The organism is Gilliamella sp. W8136, assembly GCF_016101285.1.
GTDB classification, from domain to species: domain Bacteria; phylum Pseudomonadota; class Gammaproteobacteria; order Enterobacterales; family Orbaceae; genus Gilliamella; species Gilliamella apicola_N.
On sequence record NZ_JACFQU010000012.1, the window covers coordinates 67973 to 90598 of the forward strand.

At 35.5% G+C, this 22626-nt stretch carries 18 protein-coding genes and 1 pseudogene; 10 read left to right on the forward strand and 9 right to left on the reverse strand.

Annotation, left to right across the window (positions count from 1 at the left end):
- Positions 1-4 precede the first annotated feature (4 nt).
- Positions 5-3217, forward strand: coding sequence for an efflux RND transporter permease subunit (locus H3T96_RS09380; RefSeq protein ID WP_144092388.1), 3213 nt, complete (start codon positions 5-7; stop codon positions 3215-3217).
- Between the two features lie 193 nt (positions 3218-3410).
- On the opposite strand, the gene ruvC is transcribed toward H3T96_RS09380, so the two are convergent.
- The gene (gene ruvC / locus H3T96_RS09385; protein ID WP_086326996.1) at positions 3411-3899 is read right to left on the reverse strand and encodes a crossover junction endodeoxyribonuclease RuvC; all 489 of its coding nucleotides are present in this window, start codon (positions 3897-3899) and stop codon (positions 3411-3413) included.
- Positions 3899-4642, reverse strand: a complete 744-nt coding sequence (locus tag H3T96_RS09390) for a YebC/PmpR family DNA-binding transcriptional regulator (protein ID WP_025316003.1) — start codon at positions 4640-4642, stop codon at positions 3899-3901. Before H3T96_RS09390 ends, ruvC begins: the two co-directional genes overlap by 1 nt.
- A gap of 354 nt (positions 4643-4996) precedes the next feature.
- Between H3T96_RS09390 and rbsD the strand changes: the two genes are divergently transcribed.
- Genes rbsD through rbsR form a run of 6 tightly spaced genes read left to right on the forward strand, consistent with a single transcriptional unit; the run spans position 4997 to position 10815 of the window.
- A complete protein-coding gene (rbsD, locus tag H3T96_RS09395; RefSeq protein ID WP_144092390.1) occupies positions 4997-5416 on the forward strand; it encodes a D-ribose pyranase in 420 nt (139 codons plus the stop codon).
- Between the two features lie 45 nt (positions 5417-5461).
- A complete protein-coding gene (gene rbsA / locus H3T96_RS09400; RefSeq protein WP_144092392.1) occupies positions 5462-6976 on the forward strand; it encodes a ribose ABC transporter ATP-binding protein RbsA in 1515 nt (504 codons plus the stop codon).
- Positions 6963-7913, forward strand: coding sequence for a ribose ABC transporter permease (rbsC, locus tag H3T96_RS09405; RefSeq protein WP_086326548.1), 951 nt, complete (start codon positions 6963-6965; stop codon positions 7911-7913). Before rbsA ends, rbsC begins: the two co-directional genes overlap by 14 nt.
- A 22-nt stretch (positions 7914-7935) precedes the next feature.
- On the forward strand, positions 7936-8823 hold the full coding sequence (rbsB, locus tag H3T96_RS09410) for a ribose ABC transporter substrate-binding protein RbsB (RefSeq protein WP_086309026.1): 888 nt from the start codon (positions 7936-7938) through the stop codon (positions 8821-8823).
- A 54-nt stretch (positions 8824-8877) separates the two neighbouring features.
- Positions 8878-9807 (forward strand): ribokinase, encoded by a 930-nt coding sequence (gene rbsK / locus H3T96_RS09415; RefSeq protein ID WP_144092394.1) that lies wholly within the window; start codon positions 8878-8880, stop codon positions 9805-9807.
- Positions 9808-9831: 24 nt separating this feature from the next.
- Positions 9832-10815, forward strand: a complete 984-nt coding sequence (gene rbsR / locus H3T96_RS09420) for a ribose operon transcriptional repressor RbsR (RefSeq protein WP_232356446.1) — start codon at positions 9832-9834, stop codon at positions 10813-10815.
- A 104-nt stretch (positions 10816-10919) separates the two neighbouring features.
- Here rbsR and fis read toward each other — a convergent pair whose 3' ends face one another.
- The 5 genes from fis to H3T96_RS09445 are packed head-to-tail and all read right to left on the reverse strand — an operon-like array spanning position 10920 to position 14804.
- Positions 10920-11216 carry a DNA-binding transcriptional regulator Fis gene (gene fis, locus H3T96_RS09425; protein ID WP_034883623.1) on the reverse strand — a complete coding sequence of 99 codons (297 nt, stop codon included), beginning with the start codon at positions 11214-11216 and terminating at the stop codon, positions 10920-10922.
- 7 nt (positions 11217-11223) lie between these two features.
- Positions 11224-12231 (reverse strand): tRNA dihydrouridine synthase DusB, encoded by a 1008-nt coding sequence (dusB, locus tag H3T96_RS09430; protein ID WP_086326545.1) that lies wholly within the window; start codon positions 12229-12231, stop codon positions 11224-11226.
- Positions 12232-12267: 36 nt separating this feature from the next.
- On the reverse strand, positions 12268-13134 hold the full coding sequence (gene prmA, locus H3T96_RS09435; RefSeq protein ID WP_144092398.1) for a 50S ribosomal protein L11 methyltransferase: 867 nt from the start codon (positions 13132-13134) through the stop codon (positions 12268-12270).
- Positions 13109-14560, reverse strand: a complete 1452-nt coding sequence (gene panF, locus H3T96_RS09440; protein WP_144092400.1) for a sodium/pantothenate symporter — start codon at positions 14558-14560, stop codon at positions 13109-13111. The genes prmA and panF overlap by 26 nt, the downstream gene beginning before the upstream one ends.
- Before the next feature lie 7 nt (positions 14561-14567).
- Entirely contained in the window at positions 14568-14804 is a 237-nt protein-coding gene (locus H3T96_RS09445; RefSeq protein ID WP_086318565.1) for a YhdT family protein, read from the reverse strand.
- A 174-nt stretch (positions 14805-14978) separates the two neighbouring features.
- Here H3T96_RS09445 and ilvC point away from each other — a divergent pair, with 174 nt between their 5' ends.
- Complete coding sequence (gene ilvC / locus H3T96_RS09450; RefSeq protein WP_086287967.1) at positions 14979-16457, forward strand: ketol-acid reductoisomerase; 1479 nt, start codon at positions 14979-14981, stop codon at positions 16455-16457.
- A 1020-nt stretch (positions 16458-17477) separates the two neighbouring features.
- Positions 17478-18059 carry a cell division protein ZapC domain-containing protein gene (locus tag H3T96_RS09455; RefSeq protein ID WP_144092402.1) on the forward strand — a complete coding sequence of 194 codons (582 nt, stop codon included), beginning with the start codon at positions 17478-17480 and terminating at the stop codon, positions 18057-18059.
- A 466-nt stretch (positions 18060-18525) separates the two neighbouring features.
- Here the strand turns inward: H3T96_RS09455 and H3T96_RS09460 are convergent, their stop codons facing one another.
- A complete protein-coding gene (locus H3T96_RS09460) occupies positions 18526-19626 on the reverse strand; it encodes a YcbX family protein (RefSeq protein ID WP_144092404.1) in 1101 nt (366 codons plus the stop codon).
- A 266-nt stretch (positions 19627-19892) separates the two neighbouring features.
- A complete protein-coding gene (gene greB, locus H3T96_RS09465) occupies positions 19893-20375 on the reverse strand; it encodes a transcription elongation factor GreB (RefSeq protein WP_039128773.1) in 483 nt (160 codons plus the stop codon).
- 44 nt (positions 20376-20419) lie between these two features.
- Here greB and H3T96_RS09470 point away from each other — a divergent pair.
- Positions 20420-22591: pseudogene (locus tag H3T96_RS09470) on the forward strand (Tex family protein); the annotation flags it as partial.
- Positions 22592-22626: the final 35 nt, after the last annotated feature.

Here is a 22626-nt window from a genome sequence, read left to right on the forward strand (position 1 = left end):
AATTATGGCTAAGTTTTTTATTGATAGACCTGTTTTTGCATGGGTAATTGCTATCATGATGATGCTGGGTGGTGCTTTATGTATTAAGCTACTCGCTGTTGAACAGTACCCTGATATTGCCCCACCTGCTGTTACTGTTTCTGCAGTTTATCCAGGTGCTGATGCGCAAACTATTGAAAACACTGTTACGCAATTAATTGAACAAAACTTAACTGGTTTGGATAATTTGATTTATATGAAATCAACCAGTAGTGCTCAAGGTGTGGTTCAAACTACTTTGACTTTTGCTCCTGGAACAAGTCCCGATTTTGCACAGGTACAAGTTTTAAATAAAGTAGAAAGTATTAAATCACGTTTACCAGAAAGCGTTCAAAAAAATGGGGTGTCGGTTGCCAAAAATAATAATAACTTCTTAAAAGTTATTGGTTTCTATTCTACCAACCCTCAAAAAACACAAGCAGATATTGCTGACTTTATTTATTCAACAGTTCAAGATCCTATTCGTCGTGTGCAAGGCGTAGGGGATACTCAGTTATTTGGTTCTGAATATGCAATGCGCATTTGGTTAGATCCAAACAAACTGAACTATTTTAATTTATCAATTGAAGAAATTACTGCTGCTATTCAAGCGCAAAATGCGCAGGTTACTGCAGGGCAACTTGGTGCGTTACCTGCAACGGAAGGACAAGAACTTAATGCAACAATCACTGCCCAATCACGTTTAAAGACACCAGAGCAATTCCAAAATATTTTAGTCCGTGTTAACACTGATGGCTCCAACGTTTTACTAAAAGATGTGGCAAGGGTTGAGATTGGTGCTGCTGATTATAACTTTCTTTCTCGTTATGACGGTAAACCTGCCGCTGGTTTAGGTATTTATTTGGCGACAGGCGCTAACCAATTAGATACATCAGCACAAGTTGATCAAAAGATTCAGGAATTATCTCAAATTTTTCCTGAAGACATTAAATTTGCGTATCCTTATGATACAACCCCTTTTGTTAAATTATCCATTAATAACGTAATTCATACATTGATCGAAGCAATCATATTGGTTGTTATTGTAATGTATGTATTCTTACAAAATCTTCGTTCTACACTTATACCAACTATTACAGTACCAGTCGTATTGTTAGGTACTTTTGCGGTTTTATATATTTGTGGATTTACTATCAATACGTTATCCATGTTTGCTATGGTTCTTGCCATCGGTCTTCTGGTCGATGATGCTATCGTAGTTATCGAAAACGTTGAACGTATTATGCATGATGAAGGTCTATCCCCTTATGATGCAACCGTTAAATCAATGGAACAAATTACTTCTGCATTAGTTGGGATAGCCGTGGTACTTTCAGCTGTATTTGTACCAATGGCATTTTACGGTGGTGCAGCAGGGGGAATTTATCGTCAATTCTCTATTACAATTGTAACTTCTATGTCTCTATCAGTAGTGATGGCAATTGTATTAACACCTGCGCTTTGCGCGCAAATTTTAAAAGCACCATCGAAATCTAAAGTTCAGAAAACAACTTTTGGTGAAAAACTCGTAACCATAGCGCCATTTAGTTGGTGTTCTGCTGGAACTAAATGGTTTTTTGATAAATTTAATAATTTATATAACAAAAGTTTGCATGCCTATGAGAAAGGTGTAATTAAATTTATTCGTTACCCAGTTATTTCATTTATTTGCTATTTCTTGATTGTTGTAGGTTTAGTATTTGGATTTAACCGCTTACCAACTGGTTTCTTACCAAATGAAGATCAGGGTGTATTGATTGTTCTGGTTGAATTACCACCAGGGTCTACATTAGAACAAACAATGGGCGTGCTTAAAAAAACTTCTGACTTCTACATGACGCAAAAAGCCGATTCAGTGAAAGAAATTTTCACCGTTGCTGGTTTTAGTTTGGTTGGTCGTGGACAGAACATGGGGCTTGGCTTTATCCGACTAAAAGATTGGGATGAACGTAAACGCCCTGATCAAAAAGTGGATGCCTTAGTTGGCAGTGGTTGGGGATTTGCTTCAACGATTACAGAAGGTCGTGTCATTATCACCAATGTCCCAGCAGTACCATCACTTGGTATGGCTAATGGTTTCTCTTATATGTTAAAAGATTCGGCTGGTCTTGGTCATGATGCTTTGATGGGCGCATTTTTCCAACTATTAAGCCTAGCTGCACGTGAGCCTCAATTACAGCAAGTTCGTCCAGGTAGTATGTTAGATGTTCCACAATATAAAATTAATGTGGATTTTGAAACTGCTCAAGCTCTTGGCGTGGCTGTGAGTAGTGTTAATACAGTACTTTCAACTGCATTGGGTTCTGCTTATATTGATGATTTTGTTTATAATAACCGTGTTAAAAAGGTTTATTTACAATCTGATGCGGCTTATCGAATGCTACCTGATGATTTCAGTTTTTGGCATGTAAAAAACCAAAAAGGTGAAATGGTACCTTATGATGCTTTTGCAACTACAACAAAAAGTTATGGTTCTCCATCGCTTGTTCGGTACGATGGTGTAGCTGCAATGGGAATTAGTGGTGCAGCAGCACCAGGCATGAGCTCTGGTCAAGCTATGGCAGTAATGGAAGAATTATCTAAGCAGTTACCGAAAGGCTTCTCGTTTGACTGGACTGATATTTCATATCAAGAACGTCAAACAGGTTCTCAAACTACAACACTTTATATTATTTCACTTATTGTAGTATTCTTATCATTAGCTGCTTTATATGAAAGCTGGACAGTACCGATTTCAATCCTATTTGTTATCCCATTAGGTATTATTGGTACCGTATATGCGACCATGTTTAGAGACCTTGATAATGATATTTATTTTATCGTAGGTTTATTAACTACGATGGGATTATCTGCTAAGAATGCTATTTTGATAGTGGAATTTGCAAAAGATGCACTCGAAAGAGAAGGTAAATCATTAATTGATGCAACGTTAGAAGCTTGTCGTTTACGTTTACGTCCAATTTTGATGACATCATTTGCATTTATTTTAGGTGTATTACCATTAGCACTAAATACTGGTGCTGGATCTGCTAGCCAAAATGCGGTAGGTACTGGGGTAATCGGTGGTATGATAACGGCAACATTTTTAGCGATATTCTATGTTCCATTATTCTTCTTGTTTGTAACTAAACTGTTTACTAAACATAAGAACAAAGTCGTTTTACCATCTAACTATGACAGTAATACCAAAAATAGTTAGTAAAAGTTAATGTATTATTAATATAAGATAAGTTAAAAGCACCAATAGTATTGGTGCTTTTTTTATGCAAGTTATCATTGATTATTTTATTAATGATTCAGTTTAATATTCTTTAAGGAATGATTAAGCTTGAGAAGGGTTCTTTATTTTCTATAGCGAAAGTGATTTACGTTGAAAGAATATAAGAACTGATTTATTTATGTGATTTGATCAATTGTTGACTCATATGGGCATGGGTAATAGCTATAGCTAATGCGTCTGCTGCATCGGCTTGAGGACTTGCAGGTAACTTAAGTAATAATTTAACCATATGCTGAACTTGTTTTTTGTCGGCAGCGCCAGTCCCAACTACACTTTGTTTGACTAAACGTGCTGCATATTCAAAAACCGGTAGGTCCTTATTTACCGCTGCCACAATTGCTGAACCTCTTGCTTGGCCTAATTTTAATGCAGAATCGGCATTACGTGCCATAAATACTTGTTCAATAGCAAACATATCAGGTTGGAATTGTAAAATAATTTCACTCACACCTGCATATATGCGTTTTAAGCGGGTAGGAAGATCATCAACTGCAGTACGAATACATCCGCTGCCTAGGTAAGTAAGTTGTCGTCCCGTTTGACGAATTACTCCGTAACCTGTCAAACGAGAGCCTGGATCGATGCCAAGAATAATGGCCATTAGAGCGTTGCTGCAACCTCGTCAGAAACTTCACCATTATGATAAACTTCTTGAACATCATCACAATCTTCAAGCATATCAATAAGACGAAGTAATTTAGGCGCAGATTCAATATCAAGATCAACTTTAGTTGCTGGGATCATCGATACTTCTGCTGCTTCTGATACTAAACCTGCTGCATCAAGAGCATCTTTAACTTCACCAAATGATTCTGGTGTTGTAAACACATCAATTGCACCATCGTCATAGGTTACGACATCATCAGCTCCAGCTTCAAGCGCCGCGTCCATTACTTGATCTTCATCAGTACCTGCTGGGTATGAAATAACGCCTTTTTTCGTGAATAAATATGAGACGGAACCATCAGTACCTAAATTACCGCCAGTTTTTGTAAAAGCATGACGAACTTCAGAAACAGTACGATTACGGTTATCACTTAAGCATTCAACCATTACCGCAGTACCTGCTGGTCCATAACCTTCATAGATGATTGTTTCCATATTTGTATCATCTTCACCACCCACACCACGAGCAATAGCTCTATTCATGGTATCTCGAGTCATGTTGTTCGATAATGCTTTGTCCATAGCAGCACGTAGACGAGGGTTAGACGCTGGATCGCCACCACCAAGTTTAGCTGCAGTTACAAGTTCGCGAATAATTTTGGTAAAGATTTTACCGCGTTTTGCATCTTGTGCTGCTTTGCGGTGTTTGGTATTGGCCCATTTACTATGACCTGCCATAAAATTCTCCAGATAAATAATTTAAAATCGGTGTATTTTAGCAAACTTTAACTAAAAATTCATTATCAATATGTGTATAAGTTATACCAATAGTTAAGTCAAAATGATTGAAAATATTACAATGCATTGTTTCATTGAATACATTTTTAAAATGATTTTATTTAACAGAAAATCAGCCCATTATCTTAAACTATTTCATGTTTGATTCATTAAATGAGTTTCATGCCGTGTATGAATATTGATCGAGATCACAAGTTTGAATTTTAAACATTGCAAGAAACTCTTATTCGTTACAAGATTATGTATCGAAACGTTTCGATATTCCTTGTTAACTATCTTTAAAAGGGATTTGTTATGCGCAAAGGCCAACTATTTAATTCTGATATTTACCAAGTACTATCTAAAATGGGGCACACTGATCAAATTGCAATCGGGGATGCAGGCTTACCTATACCTGATACAACCTTACGAATTGATTTGGCACTTACTCATGGTGTCCCATCTTTTATGCAAGTTTTCGAATTAATTTCACAAGAGATGCAAATAGAAAAAGTAATACTTGCTACAGAAATCCAAGAAAAAAATCCTCAAATTTTGGCAGAAATTATAGAAAGAATCAGCCAGATTGAACAAATTCAGAACAATAAAATAGAAATTATTTATTTTCCTCACGAAATGCTAAAAAAACAAACGCATCATTGCAAAGCCGTTATCAGAACGGGTGAGTGCACACCATTTGCAAATATTATTTTGCAATCAGGTGTCATTTTTTAAATGTTGTTTCAAAAAGGTTTGTTTTAATTAAGCGATGAGGAATTTATGCACAATAATTTATTACAGCTTATTAATATTCATAAATCTTTTCCCGGTGTAAAAGCCTTAACAGGCGCAAATTTAAATGTTCGAGCTGGTCAAGTAATGGCATTGATTGGCGAAAATGGCGCCGGAAAATCTACCCTAATGAAAGTGTTAACTGGAATTTACTCAAAAGATGAGGGTGAAATTATTTACTTAGGTAATAAAGTAAATTTTAAAGGACCAAAATCATCACAAGAAGCAGGTATTGGCATCATTCATCAAGAGTTAAATTTAATACCACAACTTACTATTGCCGAAAATATATTTTTAGGTCGAGAGTTTACTAATAAATTTGGCCGTATAGATTGGAAAAAAACATATGACCAAGCTAATAAATTATTAGCGGAACTACATTTAACTTATGATAGCCGTAAGCTTATTAGTGAGTTATCGATAGGTGAACAGCAGATGGTTGAAATCGCTAAAGTACTTAGCTTTAATTCCAAAGTTATCATAATGGATGAACCTACTGATGCGCTTACCGAAACAGAAACGGCATCATTATTTGAAGTTATTCGCAAACTAAAACAGCAAAATTGTGGAATTGTTTATATTTCTCATCGATTAAAAGAAATTTTTGAAATCTGTGATGACGTCACTGTTTTACGAGATGGACAATTTATTGGCGAAAAGAAAGTTGCACAACTTGATGAAAATTCCCTCATTGAAATGATGGTTGGACGAAAACTTGAAGAACAATATCCTCGCATCAATAAAGAACATGGAGAGGTAACACTGCAAGTTAAAAATTTAACTGGTGCAGGAGTGAACAATATCAGCTTCAAACTTCACGAAGGCGAAATACTTGGGATTTCAGGCTTAATGGGGGCAGGGCGAACTGAATTAATGAAAATGATTTATGGTGCCAATCCAGCGAAGTCTGGCTCTATTATACTTAAAGGAAAAACAATAAAAGTGAATTCGCCGTTAGATGGTTTAAAACACGGCATTGTCTATATTTCTGAAGACAGGAAAAGAGATGGACTGATTTTAGGTATGTCCGTTAAGGACAATATGTCACTCAATGCCTTGAGTTATTTTGCTAATCACTTTGGTAAATTACAACTTAAAAATGAGCAACAAGCCGTTGAGGATTTTGTTAGCTTATTTAACATCAAAACGCCCTCAATTAACCAAATTATTGGGCTCTTATCAGGTGGTAATCAACAAAAAGTCGCTATTGCTAAAGGATTGATGACTCGACCAAGTATCTTAATTTTAGATGAACCAACGCGAGGAGTCGATGTAGGTGCTAAAAAAGAGATATACCATCTGATTAATCAATTTAAACAGCAGGGTTTGAGCGTTATCTTAGTTTCATCTGATATGCCTGAGATATTAGGTATGAGCGATAGAATTTTAGTTATTTATGACGGAACTGTGACTGGCGAATTTTCAATTGGTGACGTGACACAGGAAAAACTTATGGCTGCTGCCGTTGGAAAATTACAGGAGAGAGTCGATGTTGCAAAATAAAACGTTCAAGAATTTTTTAATTGAGCAAAAATCATTAGTAACATTACTTATTTTAATTGCAATTGTTTCATGCTTAAGTGATAACTTTTTTACTTTAAATAACTTTTTCAATATTTTACAGCAAACATCCATTAACGCGATCATTGCGGTAGGTATGACTTTAGTAATTTTAACCTCCGGTATTGATCTTACAGTAGGTTCTACCTTTGCTTTAGCCGGTGCTATCACGGCTTCTTTAGTTGGTTCAGATATCTCCCCCTTTATTGCGATAGCCTTATCCTTAGCATTAGGATCGTTATTAGGTGCTTTTTCAGGTCTGATTATTGCAAAAGGTAAAATACAAGCATTTATTGCTACGCTGGTTATGATGCTTATTTTACGTGGTGTAACACAGGTTTACACAAAAGGTAGTCCAATATCGACGGGTATGAATGATAATTCAGAACTTTTCGAGTGGTTTGCTTTTGGTCGAGTTTTTGCGATTCCTGTGCCAATTATCATTATGGCGATGGTATTTATTGCTGCATGGTACTTATTAAAATATACCCGTTTAGGTCGTTATATTTATGCTTTAGGTGGTAATGAAGCGGCCACAAAACTCTCAGGGATTAATGTTGATCGAGTCAAAATTACGGTTTATGCACTTAGTGGGTTACTTTGCGCATTAGCTAGTACCATTGAAGTTGCAAGACTATCATCGGCACAGCCTACTGCTGGTACTGGTTATGAAATGGATGCGATTGCTGCGGTTGTTCTTGGTGGCACGAGCATGTCTGGCGGTAAAGGTAAAATTATAGGTACATTAATTGGTGCATTAATATTAGGTTTTTTAAATAATGGTCTCAATATGTTAGGTGTGGATGCTTATTATCAAATGATCGTAAAAGGTGTGGTGATTTTATTAGCTGTGTTAGTTGATAAAAAAACCAATAAATAGTTTCTTATTTTGGGAGAGGGTTATGAAATTTAAAAAAATTATTACTGCAGTTACAATTGTAACTTTAAGTCTAACCGTTAGTTTTCAAGCTTCAGCGAAAGACAATCTTGCCTTAGTTGTTTCAACACTTAATAATCCTTTTTTTGTAACACTTAAAGAAGGTGCGGTACAAAAGGCCAATGAATTAGGTTATGACTTAGTGGTACTCGATTCGCAAAATAATCCAGCAAAAGAGCTGGCGAATGTTGAAGATACTATCGTAAAAGGTGCTAAAGTCATTTTAATTAATCCAACTGATTCAGATGCGGTCGGCAATGCCGTTTTGGCTGCCAATAAAGCCGGAATCCCAGTAATTACTCTTGATAGAGCAGCCGGTAAAGGTGAGGTTATCAGCCATATCGCATCCGATAATGTTGCTGGAGGTAAAATGGCAGGAGATTTTATTTTTGAAAAACTGGGCGCTGATGCAAAAATAATTCAACTACAAGGCATTGTTGGTACATCCGCATCACGTGAACGTGGTGAGGGATTTGTTCAATCCGCACAAGTGAATAAATTAATTATTTTAACTGCGCAACCTGCTGACTTTGATCGTGCCAAAGGTATGAATGTGATGCAAAATTTACTTACTGCTTACCCAACCTTACAAGCTGTATTTGCCGAAAATGATGAAATGGCATTAGGTGCGGTACGTGCAATTCAAACTGCTGGGCGTAATGATATTTTAGTGGTTGGATTTGATGGCACACAAGATGGAGTTAAATCCGTAGAACGAGGTAAAATGGCAGCAACAGTTGCACAACAACCAGAAAAGATAGGTTCAATGGGTATTGAGATCGCTGATAAAGTGATAAAAGGTGAGAAAGTTGAACAAAAAGTTCCTGTAGAATTAAAATTAATTACTAAATAAAAATTTAAGGACGCATTATTGCGTCCTATCGCGGTAAAATTTGGAGCGAATTACATGAGTGGTAAAAAACTAATTGTACTGGGCAGTGTTAATGTCGATCATATTTTAAATGTTAATGAATTTCCAAAACCAGGTGAAACATTAGCTGGCAGAGATTACCAAATTTCATTTGGAGGTAAAGGTGCCAACCAAGCTGTAGCTGCAGGTCGTTTAGGTGCCAATATACAATTCATTGCTGCAGTTGGTGATGATGAATTAGGGAAAAAAATAAATCAGCAATTAAAAAGTGATCATATTGATACCCATTCAGTTGCAACAATCAAAAACGAAAATACAGGTGTCGCACTCATTTTAGTTAATGCTCAAGGCGAGAATCAAATTGCCATTTATGCAGGTGCCAATGCTGCGGTTACGCCTGATTATTTACGTGAATTTGAAAATGATATTATACAGGCCGATGCGATTCTAATGCAGCTTGAAACACCTTTAGCAACCATAGAGCAAGCAGCTAAATTAGCCAAACAACATAATACTCAAGTGATTTTAAATCCTGCACCTGCGCAGAAGTTATCCGATGATTTGCTTAATCATATTGATATTATTACCCCAAACGAAACCGAAGCTGAACATTTAACCGGTATAAAAATTGTCACTGAACAAGATGCCCAAACTGCATCGGCTATTTTGCATAATAAAGGAATAAAAATTGTCATAATTACGTTAGGTAGTAAAGGTGCGTGGGTAAGTGATTCAGGCAAAGGGGAACTTATCGATGGTTTTAAAGTAAAAGCCATTGATACTATTGGAGCTGGAGATACTTTTAATGGCATGTTAGTCACAGCATTATTAGAAGGCAAATCGCTTAGCCAAGCTATCAAATATGCACATGCCGCAGGGGCTTTGTCAGTAACTAAAGCTGGAGCACAAACATCAGTACCAACGCGTACAGAGGTTGACAATTTTATTCAATTACATAATCAGTAAAAAGAGATCTAACCATTGGCTACGATGAAAGATGTTGCAAATCTTGCACAAGTTTCTACATCTACTGTTTCTCATGTGATTAATAACGATCGTTATGTTAGCCCTGCTGTACGCGAAAAAGTTGAATTAGCGATTAAACAGCTAAATTATACTCCTTGTGCAATAGCGCGTAGTTTAAAGAATAATAAAACCTATACTATAGGTATGTTAGTTACAACGAGTAATAATCCTTTTTTTTCAGAAGTGGTTCAAGGCGTTGAACGAAGTTGTTATGAGCTGGGTTATAACTTGATTTTATGTAGCACAGAGGGTGATCATAAACGGATGCTTGATAACATTGAGCATTTATTACAGAAACGTGTTGATGGCTTATTAATCATGTGCACTGAAAGCCATTCAAGTCCACAACAGATCTTTACACGTTATCCCAAACTGCCCATCGTCATGATGGATTGGACACCATTAATGGGTATGTGTGATATTATTCAGGATAATTCTTTTTATGGTGCAACCATAGCGACTCAATATTTAATTGAGAAAAATTACAAGGATATTGCTTGTATTACAGGACCTTTAAATAATACTCAAGCACAATCGCGCCTGCAAGGCTATCGTAAAGCAATGCATGAAGCTAATTTAATCATCCATAATGGTTATGAAGTGCAAGGTGATTTTCGATTTGCATCAGGTATTGTTGCGATGCAATATTTATTAAGTTTGGCTAAACCTCCACAAGCTGTATTTTGTTCTAATGATGCTATGGCGATAGGTGTTTATCAAGCACTTTATCAAAATGGACTTGAAGCAGGAAAAGATATTGCAATTGTTGGTTATGATAATATTGAAATCGCACAATATATGACACCACCTTTAACTACTATTCATCAACCCAAAAAAGAACTGGGTCAATTAGCCGTTGAGATGTTAATAAATCGATTTCATAATCCTAAAGAGCCATTACATAAACGGTCATTAACACCAATATTGATAAAACGCTTATCCGCTTAGTAAAATAAAAAACGTTGTGACTCACTTTTAATTATTTTATTGTTATAAAAAACGCCTAATAAATAGGCGCTTTCAAAATATCGTAAATTTATCAAATAGGATAATTAACTCATTCCATATTGTTTTAATTTTTTGCGAAGCGTACCACGGTTGATACCAAGCATGTTTGCTGCGCGAGTTTGATTACCGCGCGTATATTGCATAACCATATCAAGGAATGGGTGTTCAACTTCAGCTAACACTAATTCATATAGATCAGTCGGATCTTCACCATTTAATTGAGATAAATAGTTTTTTAAAGCTTGTTTAACTGAATCTCGCAATGGCTTTTGTGTTATTTGGTCCTGCGAATTTACAGTTGTAAATTTAAGTGCTGCAGCTGTAACGCGTTGTTCTGACATAGTATTCTTAACTCTTTTGGTTGTTTCTAATTTGACTAAAAAATGCTATTAGTGTTTTAACTTGCTCACTTGTATTGCTAAGTACACTAAATAAGCGCCTGAATTGATCGCTATCAGCATAATCCTTGGTATACCAATTTACATGCTTTCTGGCAATCCTTAATCCTTTATATTCTCCGTAAAGCTGATAAAGTTCATCAAGGTGCGATAAAACCACTTGCTCCACTTCATCAATACTTTTACTTTTTTTTAACTTTCCATGTGATAGATAGAATGCAATTTCTTCAAATATCCAAGGCCGACCCTGTGCCGCTCGGCCGATCATTATAGCATCAGCTTGCGTATATTGAAAAACTTCTTTTGCTTGTTCAGGTGTGCGAATATCACCATTAGCAATAACCGGAATTGTAACCTTTTCCTTTACTGCCTTTATTGACTCATATTCTGCTACGCCATTGAATAAGCAAGCACGGGTACGTCCATGAATAGTAATAGCCTTTATGCCACAATCTTGAGCTATTTGTGCTATCTCTATGCAATTTCTATTATCTTTATTCCATCCAGTCCGCGTTTTTAATGTTACCGGTACATCAACTGCACCGACAACTCTTTGCAAAATTTTTTTTATTAGTTCTGGATACTGCATTAATGCAGAACCAGCTAACTTTTTATTAACTTTTTTAGCTGGACAACCCATATTGATATCAATCAATTGAGCGCCATGTTTGACATTAAATTCCGCAGCTTTTGCCATCTCATCAGGATCAGACCCAACAATTTGCACAGCCCGAATACCAACATCATCATTTGAGATCATTCTCAATGCAGACTTATCAGTATGCCAAACATCTGAATTTGCTAAAAACATTTCTGAGACTGTCATTCCTGCACCATAACGATAACATAATTTACGAAATGGTTTATCGCTGATTCCAGCCATTGGTGCAGCAATTAAATTATTTTTTAATTTAATTTCACCAATTTTTAGCAAATTAAGGGCGGCTATATTACGCATTTTTTCTCAAACTTAAAAGGGGGTAATGTTAATTTTTTATTTTTTTTTACCAGTAATACGGCACCATTCGTCTTGTTCAACGACAGGATCTAAATCAAAATGTGTTTGATAAGCACTACAAACACTTGATGATTGGGTGGCCAAAATACCAGATAAGCCCAGTTCACCGTGGGATTTTACAAGTTTATTTATTTGTGGTTCAAGCTCTTTTAAAGGACCAGCTAGGATATTTGCAACAACTACATCTGCTTGTAAATTATCAGGAATATCTTTAGCTAAATAAAGTTCTAACTTTTCATTGACACCATTACGTTGTGCATTGTCATTACTAGCTTGAATTGCTTGAGGATCGATATCAATACCAATAACGCGTTTTGCGCCTAATTTTAATGCTGCAATAGCCAATATGCCAGAACCACAACCATAATCAATAACTAATTTATTATTCAGATCTAAGCTTTCGAGCCAAGTTAAGCATAAGGCAGTAGTGGGATGCGTGCCAGTACCAAATGCTAAACCTGGATCTAACATGACGTTAACTGCATTGGGATCAGGAACATCACGCCAACTTGGGCAAATCCAAAGTCGCTGACCAAACTGCATAGGATGAAAATTATCCATCCATTCTCGTTCCCAATCTTTATCTTCCAATTGTTCAATTTTATAAGAATATTGCTCAAGATTTAATATTGCTTTTAACTCATCTGTATTGGTTTGAGCATCATAAAGGCCCACAACATCCGTATTGCCCCAAAGCTTTGTTTCACCAGGTAAGGGCTCAAAAACAGGGGTATCATAGGTATCTTGAAATGTAACTGATACCGCACCAGATTGTTCTAATTGTTCGCTAATTTCTTCTGCAAATTCGCTAGTTGTATTAATTCTGAGTTGAATCCAAGGCATAATTTTTTCCCGAGTTGCCAAACATGTTGGCAATTATAAAAACAAATAATCCAATAATCAGTGAAGGAACAATTGGATGGAAAGAGTAAATTTTAATATTATAAGCAGCTAATAGAGTATAGCTAATAGCCCCAGCAAACATTGAGCATAATGCTCCCGTTGCATTGGCATTTTTCCAATATAGACCTAATACCAATGGCCATAAAAATACAGCTTCGAGTCCACCAAAAGCAAGTAAATTTAACCAGATAATCATATCAGGAGGATTCCAAGCCGCTAAAATAAGCAAACCACCAAAAATAATGGTAATGATGATCGACGCGCGGGTTAATATCTTATCACTATAATTGGTATCGGGTTTTATACTTAAAAACAGATCTTTTATTAATACAGATGAAACCTGTAATAATTGAGCATTAATTGTAGACATAATTGCAGCCAATGGTGCAGCTAAAAAGATACCAGCAGCTAATGGCGGCATAACATTAATAATGAGTGTTGGAACGATTTGATCTGGTATCGTTAAATCATCAATAATAGCTCGTCCAAGTGCGCCAGATAGGTGCATAGTTAACATAATAATGGTAACGACAATCGTACCAATAATGATGCCTTGATGCACGGCTTTACTATCTTTATATGCCATACAACGCACAGCAGTATGTGGTAACCCAACCACCCCAAAACAGACTAATATCCAAAAAGAGGTCATAAAAGGAAAGTCCATAAAATTATCTGGACCTTGTGGTGTTAAAAGTGCTGGATTAATTTCATTTAAACGATGAATAATCGTTGATATTCCGCCACCTGCATAAATAATAGCAGTTAATAGCAAAATTGCACCAATAATCATTACTAAACCTTGAAAAGCATCGTTTAAAATGCTTGCTCTAAAGCCTCCAAATGCGGTATAGATAACGGTGCCAACGCCAAAAATTAGTAACCCAATGTCATAGGGAATGCCAACTGACGATTCCAACAAACGGGCGCCACCAACAAACTGAACTGTCATAGCACCAACAAAAGCAATCACTAATACGATACTGGCAAGCCAAACGATAATTTTGCTTTTATAGTGAGCATAAAGCATGTCACTTAACGTTATCGCATTATATTTACGCGCCAAAATAGCAAATTTTTTACCTAAAATCCCTAAAGAAAGTAAAACGGTAGGCACTTGAATCATCGACAACAATACCCAACCAAGTCCATATTTATAAGCCGCACCCGGGCCACCGATAAACGAACTTGCACTAATATAAGTGGCCGCTAAGGTCATAGCGAGTAAAAAACCGCCCATGGTTCGATTACCAATAAAATAATCGGTAAATTGATTAACTTTTTTACGTTTTGCATAAGCATAAATTGATAATGCAAACACAAAAATAAGATAAATAACTAGAGGTAAAATAATATCTAAATGCATTTTTTAATCACTTAGTTTGCTCTAATGAGATGTTTTTGAATTGAAATTTTACAATGATCCAACACAATAAAATAAAACCTAATGGGACCATTATGCAAGATAGCTCAAACCACAAAGGAAACCCTAAAAAGCCAATGTTATCCCCGACAAAATAAGCACAAATAATCCACCCAATTAGGTAGATAATGGTCAACAACAGTGATAGTTTAGCTTCTTTATTTGCTTGCTGATAACGTGGATCCATAATGATTCATAGATGAATTGAAAGTGGCTTAGAGTAAAAGAAAGTGTTTAACTTAGCAAGCATGTTGCAATTTATGCAATATAATATTGTAAATATATCAATTTTCGCAACAATAAAACTACTATATCATGTTTCATGATTCGAAAATAAACAATTGAACTCATGGAGAGAATGATGTCAAATTATTTTAATACCCTAAATTTACGTGAAAAATTAGAACAATTAGGTCAATGCCGTTTTATGGCTCGTGATGAATTTGCTTCAGAAGCGAATTTTTTAAAAGGTAAAAAAATTGTGATTGTAGGTTGTGGTGCGCAAGGTCTTAATCAAGGTCTTAATATGCGTGATTCAGGATTGGATATCTCTTACGCACTCCGTAAAGAGGCTATTGCTGAAAAACGTGCATCATGGAAAAAAGCAACTGAAAATGGTTTTAAAGTTGGTACATATGAAGAACTTATTCCTACTGCGGATCTTGTCATTAACTTAACCCCAGACAAACAACACTCAGCGGTTGTTAAAGCTGTACAACCACTAATGAAACAAGGTGCGGCATTGGGTTATTCTCATGGGTTTAACATTGTTGAAGTGGGCGAAAAGATCCGTTCTGATATTACTGTTGTGATGGTCGCACCAAAATGTCCAGGTACCGAAGTGCGTGAAGAATACAAACGTGGTTTTGGTGTTCCGACACTGATTGCTGTTCACCCAGAAAATGATCCAAAAGGTGAAGGTCTAGCAATTGCTAAAGCATGGGCAGCTGCAACGGGCGGACATCGTGCGGGTGTTTTACAATCATCATTTGTTGCCGAAGTTAAATCCGATCTAATGGGCGAACAAACTATTCTTTGCGGTATGTTACAAACAGGTTCACTACTTTGTTTTGATAAACTTGTTGCTGATGGTGTAGATCCTGCATATGCCTGTAAATTATTACAATTTGGTTGGGAAACTATCACCGAAGCATTAAAACAAGGTGGTATAACTTTAATGATGGATCGTTTATCAAACCCAGCTAAATTACGCGCTAATGCTTTAGCGAAAGAATTAAAAGTGATCATGACTGATCTTTATCGTAAACATATGGATGACATCATTTCAGGTGAATTTTCTTCAACGATGATGAAAGACTGGGCAAATGATGATGCTAACTTATTAAAATGGCGTAAAGAAACAGGTGAAACAGCATTTGAAAAAGCTGCAGAATATCAAGGCAAAATTGACGAACAAGCATACTTTGATCAAGGTGTGGTGATGGTAGCGATGGTTAAAGCGGGTGTTGAACTTGCCTTTGAAACCATGCTTGAATCAGGAATCTTACCTGAATCAGCTTACTATGAATCATTACACGAATTACCACTTATTGCTAACACGATTGCTCGTAAACGTTTATATGAAATGAATGTGGTAATTTCTGACACAGCTGAATATGGTAATTATCTATTTGCTAATGCAGCTGTACCACTATTAAGAGAAAAATTTATGCCAATGTTACAAGCAGGTGATCTTGGCAAAGCAATTCCTGAAGGCAGTGTTGATAATGCGCAATTACGTGATGTAAACGAAGAAATTCGTAATCATCCAATTGAAAAAGTAGGTCGCAAATTACGTAGCTATATGACAGATATGAAACGTATTAATGTAGCCAGTTAAACACTGAAATCGTTTAATTTTGATTAAAACCAAAGGTGCCAAATGGCACCTTTTTATATTTTAATTTTGTAAAAAAGTTTCAGGTCATACCTACGTTTCAGTAAAAAATCAGATTGAAAAAATAGATATTTCGCTTTCATAGAATTGTAAGAAACGCTCTAGGATTAACTGATCGGAAAAGTAGGTCGCAAATTACGTAGCTATATGACAGATATGAAACGTATTAATGTAGCCAGTTAAGTACTGATACAGTTTAATTCTGATTAAAACCAAAGGTGCCAAATGGTACCTTTTTATATTTTAATTTTGTAAAAAAGTTTCAGGTCATGACTATGTTTCAGTAAAAAAATCAAGTTGAAAAAATCGATATTTTATCTTTATAGAATTGTAAGAAACGATCTAGGATTAACTGATCGAAAAAGTAGGTCGCAAATTACGTAGCTATATGACAGATATGAAACGTATTAATGTAGCCAATTAAACACTGAAATCGTTTAATTTTGATTAAAACCAAAGGTGCTAAATGCACCTTTTTATATTTTAATTTTGTAAAAAAGTTTCAGGTCATTCCTACGTTTCAGTAAAAAAATCAGATTGAAACAATCGATATTTCGCTTTCATAGAATTGTAAGAAACGATCTAGGATTAACTGATCGAAAAATTAGGTCGCAAATTACCTAGTTACATGACAGATATGAAACGTATTAATGTAGCCAGTTAAGTACTGATACAGTTTAATTCTGATTAAAACACAAGGTGCCAAATGGCACCTTTTTTATATTTTAATTTTGTAAAAAAGTTTCAGGTCCTGCCTACGTGTAAGTAAAAAAAACGCATTGAATTCAATAAGATCTAAAAATAGTGGCAAGATCATATTTAGATCATTTTAATTGATCAGATATGATCATAAAGTTTTTAAAAATTAGGTAATTAAAATTTTTTTATTTTAATTTCTTATTTATTTCTTATTTAAATTATGTTATCTTTCAGCATTTGCTTATATTGAGGGGTAATATATCAATGAAGATGGCTTTTCGACCAACTGATGGTTGGCGTTGGTATTTTGATCGTGAATACGATAGTTTAATGCTGGAAGTTTCATCTGATATGTTGTTCCGATCTTGTTATCCAAGTAAAATGCTAATTCCTGATGTTTTTAGTGAATTTGCTTTTTCTGTTAGTGATGCTGCATCTTATTATCAGTTTCACAATAGTTGTCATTCATTAAATTTGACAGAATCACAAAAGATTCAATTATCAATTAACGCCATTGTCGCAGCTAATTTTTTAAAACCGCAAATGCCAAAAAGTTGGTATTTTTCTCAACAGCCCATTGAATATATACCAAAAGTGGCTGATATCGTTAAAGTTCATATGCAAGAAGATGGATTTGAAGTTTGTATGATGGTTGTTGAAGTTGGTGTACATGCATCATTGTGTATTATTGCTCAACCAACTTTTTTCTCTATGAATAAAACTTTCTATTTTTCAGAGGCGATTAAGGTAATGAATGATAGACTGGCTTTAGCACAGCAATTTACCCAATCAGATAATTCAATGGTTTTAGATGATAAAGAATTAGAATTAAAGGCAATTTCCTAATTTTCAAACTTAATTCAAAGTGAGTAGTTATCCTCTACTCATCCCTATTTAATCCACTATTCTTTTAATTCAATACAGTAATTCAGATTTTAATTAATATTGAATATCATACCCTATACTTTTTAATCGTAATTTGGTTAATGATTAGCGTTGCCCTAAAAAGGTCATTTTTGCAGTGATGATTCACTTTTTGTTTTGGCGTTTATCTGTTAGCCAATATATTTTATTATTAATATGAAAGTCATATAAATTCATTAAAGATGATCTTAATCCTGCTTTTTAGATTCTTTTAGCAGCTCATCTCGTGCATCAATAAGAAAAGGTTTATCATAAATAGAAAAATTTTTTAAACATGCCAGTGTCACCTTATCTTTATAGGATAATTTTAATACTTATATTTATTATCCTTTTGTATTTAATAATTAATAATTAATAATTAATAATTAATTATTTGATTTTTGGATAATTATTTTAATAGTTTAATGATGATATCACTCATAGGTATACAACTACACGCTAAAATAGTGTTATTGCGCTTAATTCCAGATTGCGTTAATGGTTTTACTTGCCCTTTCTTTAATAACACAGAGCAACGACCGCATACACCGGCTCGACAAGAATAGGGAAGTGAAATATGATGCTGTTCAAGTTGTTCTAACAGTGTTTGTTGATTATTACCTTCAAATTTTGTATTTTCAAAAGAGATACTGCAAGATTGATAGTTGTTTGTTTCTACTTTAGGAAAGTTTTTAACATAACTATTGGCGGGTTGTCGTTCAAGTATCTCAATTTTATCTCCAACCGATACCGTTCCATGATTTCGAGCAATCATATTCATGCCAAAATTGATATTTCCCTCCAAATCAGATCTAAAATAACCCAATGTTTTTAAAGGTTCATTATTAGGTAATGGTTCGGTTGTGTTGACATTGAACTTTGTTAACACACAACGAGTACAAGGTTTTACGATATCAAAGATGACTTCACCAATTTTAATTGTTTTCCAACCATCTTCGGCAAAAGGTAATGCGCCATCAACAATAATGTTACCTCGGAATTGTTGAATATCGAGCTTAGTAGGGCACTGTTGCTGCAAATAATTAAATGAAGCCTGATTTAATAACAAATAGGGGTAACCGTCAGCAAAACTCACGGGTATTTGTGGATAGCGTTTGGTTCGTCTTGTTAGATTATGACCAACCCAGCGTAACTGCACATCCTTTTGAAGAAAGTGACTAAAAAATTGATTAACTCTAATTGGTGCAATATGCGCAGTGAAATGGTTACCCCAAACTTCGGTTGGTTCATTATTTTCAGAAAACTCATCCAAATTAAAACAAATTTTTTCTAACAAAGGCAATGAAACAGAAACATCATTACCTATCACTGAGGCTCGAAGCTTTAACAATTGGGGAAATTGTCTGGCGGTTATGAATGTTCCATCAGGTTCACTAATCATCATGATTCGATCGTGTTCAAAACCTCCATCAACAGTATTGGCTGTTTGAAGTGATATACCTGAAAGCGATTTAATTGGATATATATATAACTGATTGACAGAAATCATAATTTTAATAATAAATAATATAAATTATTCTAATTGTAACCTTTATAAGCCATAATTAGTAGCTAACAACTTTTTATAGTTTACATTTTATTGATTATTGGATGAGGAACATTTAATCATCTCTGTAAAAAAACCATATCTACATTAATCATTATTTCCTCAAGTTTTAACCTTAAATCGATATCATTTAAAAGTGTTTATTTAAAAGAAAGGGAAAGATTTTTAAGTTCTTCCTTTTTTATAATTATATCTATTTAATCTCAATATTAACTTAATTTAGAATAACTGATCTCTAAAATATAAAAAAAGGTTTTGCCATTTGGTGTATTGACCGATATCTCATCATCAACTTTATGGCCAATTAACGCTCGTGCAACAGGGCTATTGATTGATATCCAATTCTTTTTAGGATCAAATTCATCAGCGCCGACAATACGATAAATATGCGATTCGCCCGCTTCGTCTTCTAACTTGACCCAAGCACCAAAAAACACTTTGCCTTCCTGTCTTGGATCTGGATCAACAATGGTTAATATCTCTAACCTTTTTGTTAAAAATCGAACACGTCTATCGATTTCTCTCAATCGGCGTTTTCCATAAATATATTCTGCATTTTCACTGCGATCACCCAGTGCTGCGGCATCTGATACGGCTTGAGTAACACGAGGTCTTTCTTCCCTCCATAAATATTTCAATTCACGATCAAGTGCCAAATAGCCTTCTCTTGTTATATAATTAGCTTTTTGCATGATTAAATTAAATTCCGTTAATCGATAAGATATACTGAGATACCATGATAAATAATCAAATTAGCCATATTATAGCTGGTGAACTCAATGTAAAACCAGAACAAGTTTCAGCTGCCATACAGTTATTAAATGAAGGCAGTACCGTTCCTTTCATTGCCCGTTATCGTAAAGAGGTAACCGGTGGGCTTGATGATACCCAGTTACGTATATTAGACAACCGTTTGAGTTATTTACGCGAACTTGAAGATCGCAAACAGACCATTTTAAAGTCAATTGACGAACAAGGAAAATTGACGCCAGAACTTAGTCAAAGTATTAAACAAACCTTAAGTAAAACTGAACTTGAAGATCTCTATTTGCCTTATAAACCAAAACGACGCACTCGTGGGCAAATTGCGATCGAAGCTGGATTAGAACCATTAGCTGATAACTTATGGCAAAATCCAATGTTAAACCCTGAGAATGAAGCTGAACAATACCTTAATGTGGATAAAGGCATTGCTGATACTAAATCCGCATTAGATGGTGCTCGTTATATTTTAATGGAACGATTTGCAGAAGATGCGACATTATTGGCTAAAGTGCGTCATTATCTTTGGAATAATGCGCATTTGGTTTCGCAAGTTGTTACTGGTAAAGAAGAAGAGGGGGCAAAATTTCGTGATTATTTTGCACAAAGTGAACTTATTTCCAAAGTACCCTCTCACCGTGCATTAGCGATGTTTCGAGGACGCAATGAAGGTTTTTTACAACTATCTTTAAATGCTGATCCTCAATTTGAAGAAACACCAAAAGAGAGTTATTGCGAGCAGATCATTACTGAACATCTTGGGGTTCGATTTAATGATCAGCCAGCTGATAAATGGCGTAAAGCCGTGATCAATTGGACATGGCGTATTAAAATTTTAATGCACATGGAAACCGAACTTATGACTACTTTGCGCGAACGCGCAGAAGAAGAAGCAATTAATGTATTTGCGGCAAATTTGCACGATATGTTAATGGCTGCACCTGCGGGTATGAAAGTCACTATGGGGATGGATCCCGGTTTGCGAACAGGTGTAAAAATTGCCGTTGTGGATGCGACCGGTAAACTTGTTGCAACTGAAACAATTTACCCGCATACAGGACAAGCTGATAAAGCAGCAATGGTGGTGGCTGCACTTTGCATCAAATATCAAGTGGAATTAGTAGCCATTGGTAATGGTACGGCATCTCGTGAAACTGAACGCTTCTACCTTGATGTTCAGAAAAAGTATCCAGAAGTAAAAGGGCAAAAAGTCATTGTCAGCGAAGCTGGTGCATCGGTTTATTCCGCATCTGAACTTGCTGCTCAAGAATTTCCTGATCTAGATGTATCAATTCGTGGTGCGGTATCCATTGCTCGCCGTTTACAAGATCCATTAGCTGAACTGGTAAAAATCGATCCAAAATCAATTGGTGTGGGACAATATCAACACGATGTGAGTCAAACTCAATTAGCTAAAAAGCTTGATGCTGTTGTCGAGGATGGTGTAAATGCCGTTGGCGTTAATTTGAATACTGCATCAGTGATGTTACTTGCGCGCATTGCTGGACTGAATAAAGTGATCGCCCAAAATATTGTTGATTGGCGTAATGAGAACGGCCAATTTATCGATCGCAAACAGTTATTAAAAGTTAGCCGTTTAGGTCCTAAAGCGTTTGAACAGTGTGCTGGTTTTTTACGTATTATGGATGGTAAAAATCCACTTGATGCCTCAGCGGTTCACCCTGAAGCCTACCCAGTAGTTGAGCGAATTTTGGATAAAAATCACAAAACATTAAAAGAGATTTTAGGTGATTCAAGCTATTTGAAATCACTTAAAGCTATCGATTATGTCGATGATCACTTTGGTGTTCCAACCGTGACAGACATTATCAAAGAATTGGATAAACCGGGTCGAGATCCAAGACCTGAATTTAAAACGGCGCAATTTGCTGATAATATCGAAACGATGGAAGATTTGAAAATTGGCATGATTATGGAAGGTGCGGTTACCAATGTAACTAACTTTGGTGCTTTTGTCGATATTGGAGTACATCAAGATGGGTTAGTCCATATATCGGCATTGTCGGATAAATTTGTTGATGATCCTAGAACAGTTGTAAAAGCCGGTGATATTGTCAAAGTTAAAGTTGTCGAAGTTGATATTGCGCGTAAACGTATTGCTTTATCAATGCGACTTGATGATCCTGCTAAACCAAAACAGGAAGGACATAAATCAATTAA

What these genes read in the sequence shown, in the direction of transcription:
- H3T96_RS09380 (WP_144092388.1), top strand. Translation starts at nt 5, where the DNA reads ATGGCTAAGTTTTTTATTGATAGACCTGTTTTTGCATGGGTAATTGCT.
- ruvC (WP_086326996.1), bottom strand. Translation starts at nt 3,899, where the DNA reads ATGGCCATTATTCTTGGCATCGATCCAGGCTCTCGTTTGACAGGTTAC.
- H3T96_RS09390 (WP_025316003.1), bottom strand. Translation starts at nt 4,642, where the DNA reads ATGGCAGGTCATAGTAAATGGGCCAATACCAAACACCGCAAAGCAGCA.
- rbsD (WP_144092390.1), top strand. Translation starts at nt 4,997, where the DNA reads ATGCGCAAAGGCCAACTATTTAATTCTGATATTTACCAAGTACTATCT.
- rbsA (WP_144092392.1), top strand. Translation starts at nt 5,462, where the DNA reads ATGCACAATAATTTATTACAGCTTATTAATATTCATAAATCTTTTCCC.
- rbsC (WP_086326548.1), top strand. Translation starts at nt 6,963, where the DNA reads ATGTTGCAAAATAAAACGTTCAAGAATTTTTTAATTGAGCAAAAATCA.
- rbsB (WP_086309026.1), top strand. Translation starts at nt 7,936, where the DNA reads ATGAAATTTAAAAAAATTATTACTGCAGTTACAATTGTAACTTTAAGT.
- rbsK (WP_144092394.1), top strand. Translation starts at nt 8,878, where the DNA reads ATGAGTGGTAAAAAACTAATTGTACTGGGCAGTGTTAATGTCGATCAT.
- rbsR (WP_232356446.1), top strand. Translation starts at nt 9,832, where the DNA reads ATGAAAGATGTTGCAAATCTTGCACAAGTTTCTACATCTACTGTTTCT.
- fis (WP_034883623.1), bottom strand. Translation starts at nt 11,216, where the DNA reads ATGTCAGAACAACGCGTTACAGCTGCAGCACTTAAATTTACAACTGTA.
- dusB (WP_086326545.1), bottom strand. Translation starts at nt 12,231, where the DNA reads ATGCGTAATATAGCCGCCCTTAATTTGCTAAAAATTGGTGAAATTAAA.
- prmA (WP_144092398.1), bottom strand. Translation starts at nt 13,134, where the DNA reads ATGCCTTGGATTCAACTCAGAATTAATACAACTAGCGAATTTGCAGAA.
- panF (WP_144092400.1), bottom strand. Translation starts at nt 14,560, where the DNA reads ATGCATTTAGATATTATTTTACCTCTAGTTATTTATCTTATTTTTGTG.
- H3T96_RS09445 (WP_086318565.1), bottom strand. Translation starts at nt 14,804, where the DNA reads ATGGATCCACGTTATCAGCAAGCAAATAAAGAAGCTAAACTATCACTG.
- ilvC (WP_086287967.1), top strand. Translation starts at nt 14,979, where the DNA reads ATGTCAAATTATTTTAATACCCTAAATTTACGTGAAAAATTAGAACAA.
- H3T96_RS09455 (WP_144092402.1), top strand. Translation starts at nt 17,478, where the DNA reads ATGAAGATGGCTTTTCGACCAACTGATGGTTGGCGTTGGTATTTTGAT.
- H3T96_RS09460 (WP_144092404.1), bottom strand. Translation starts at nt 19,626, where the DNA reads ATGATTTCTGTCAATCAGTTATATATATATCCAATTAAATCGCTTTCA.
- greB (WP_039128773.1), bottom strand. Translation starts at nt 20,375, where the DNA reads ATGCAAAAAGCTAATTATATAACAAGAGAAGGCTATTTGGCACTTGAT.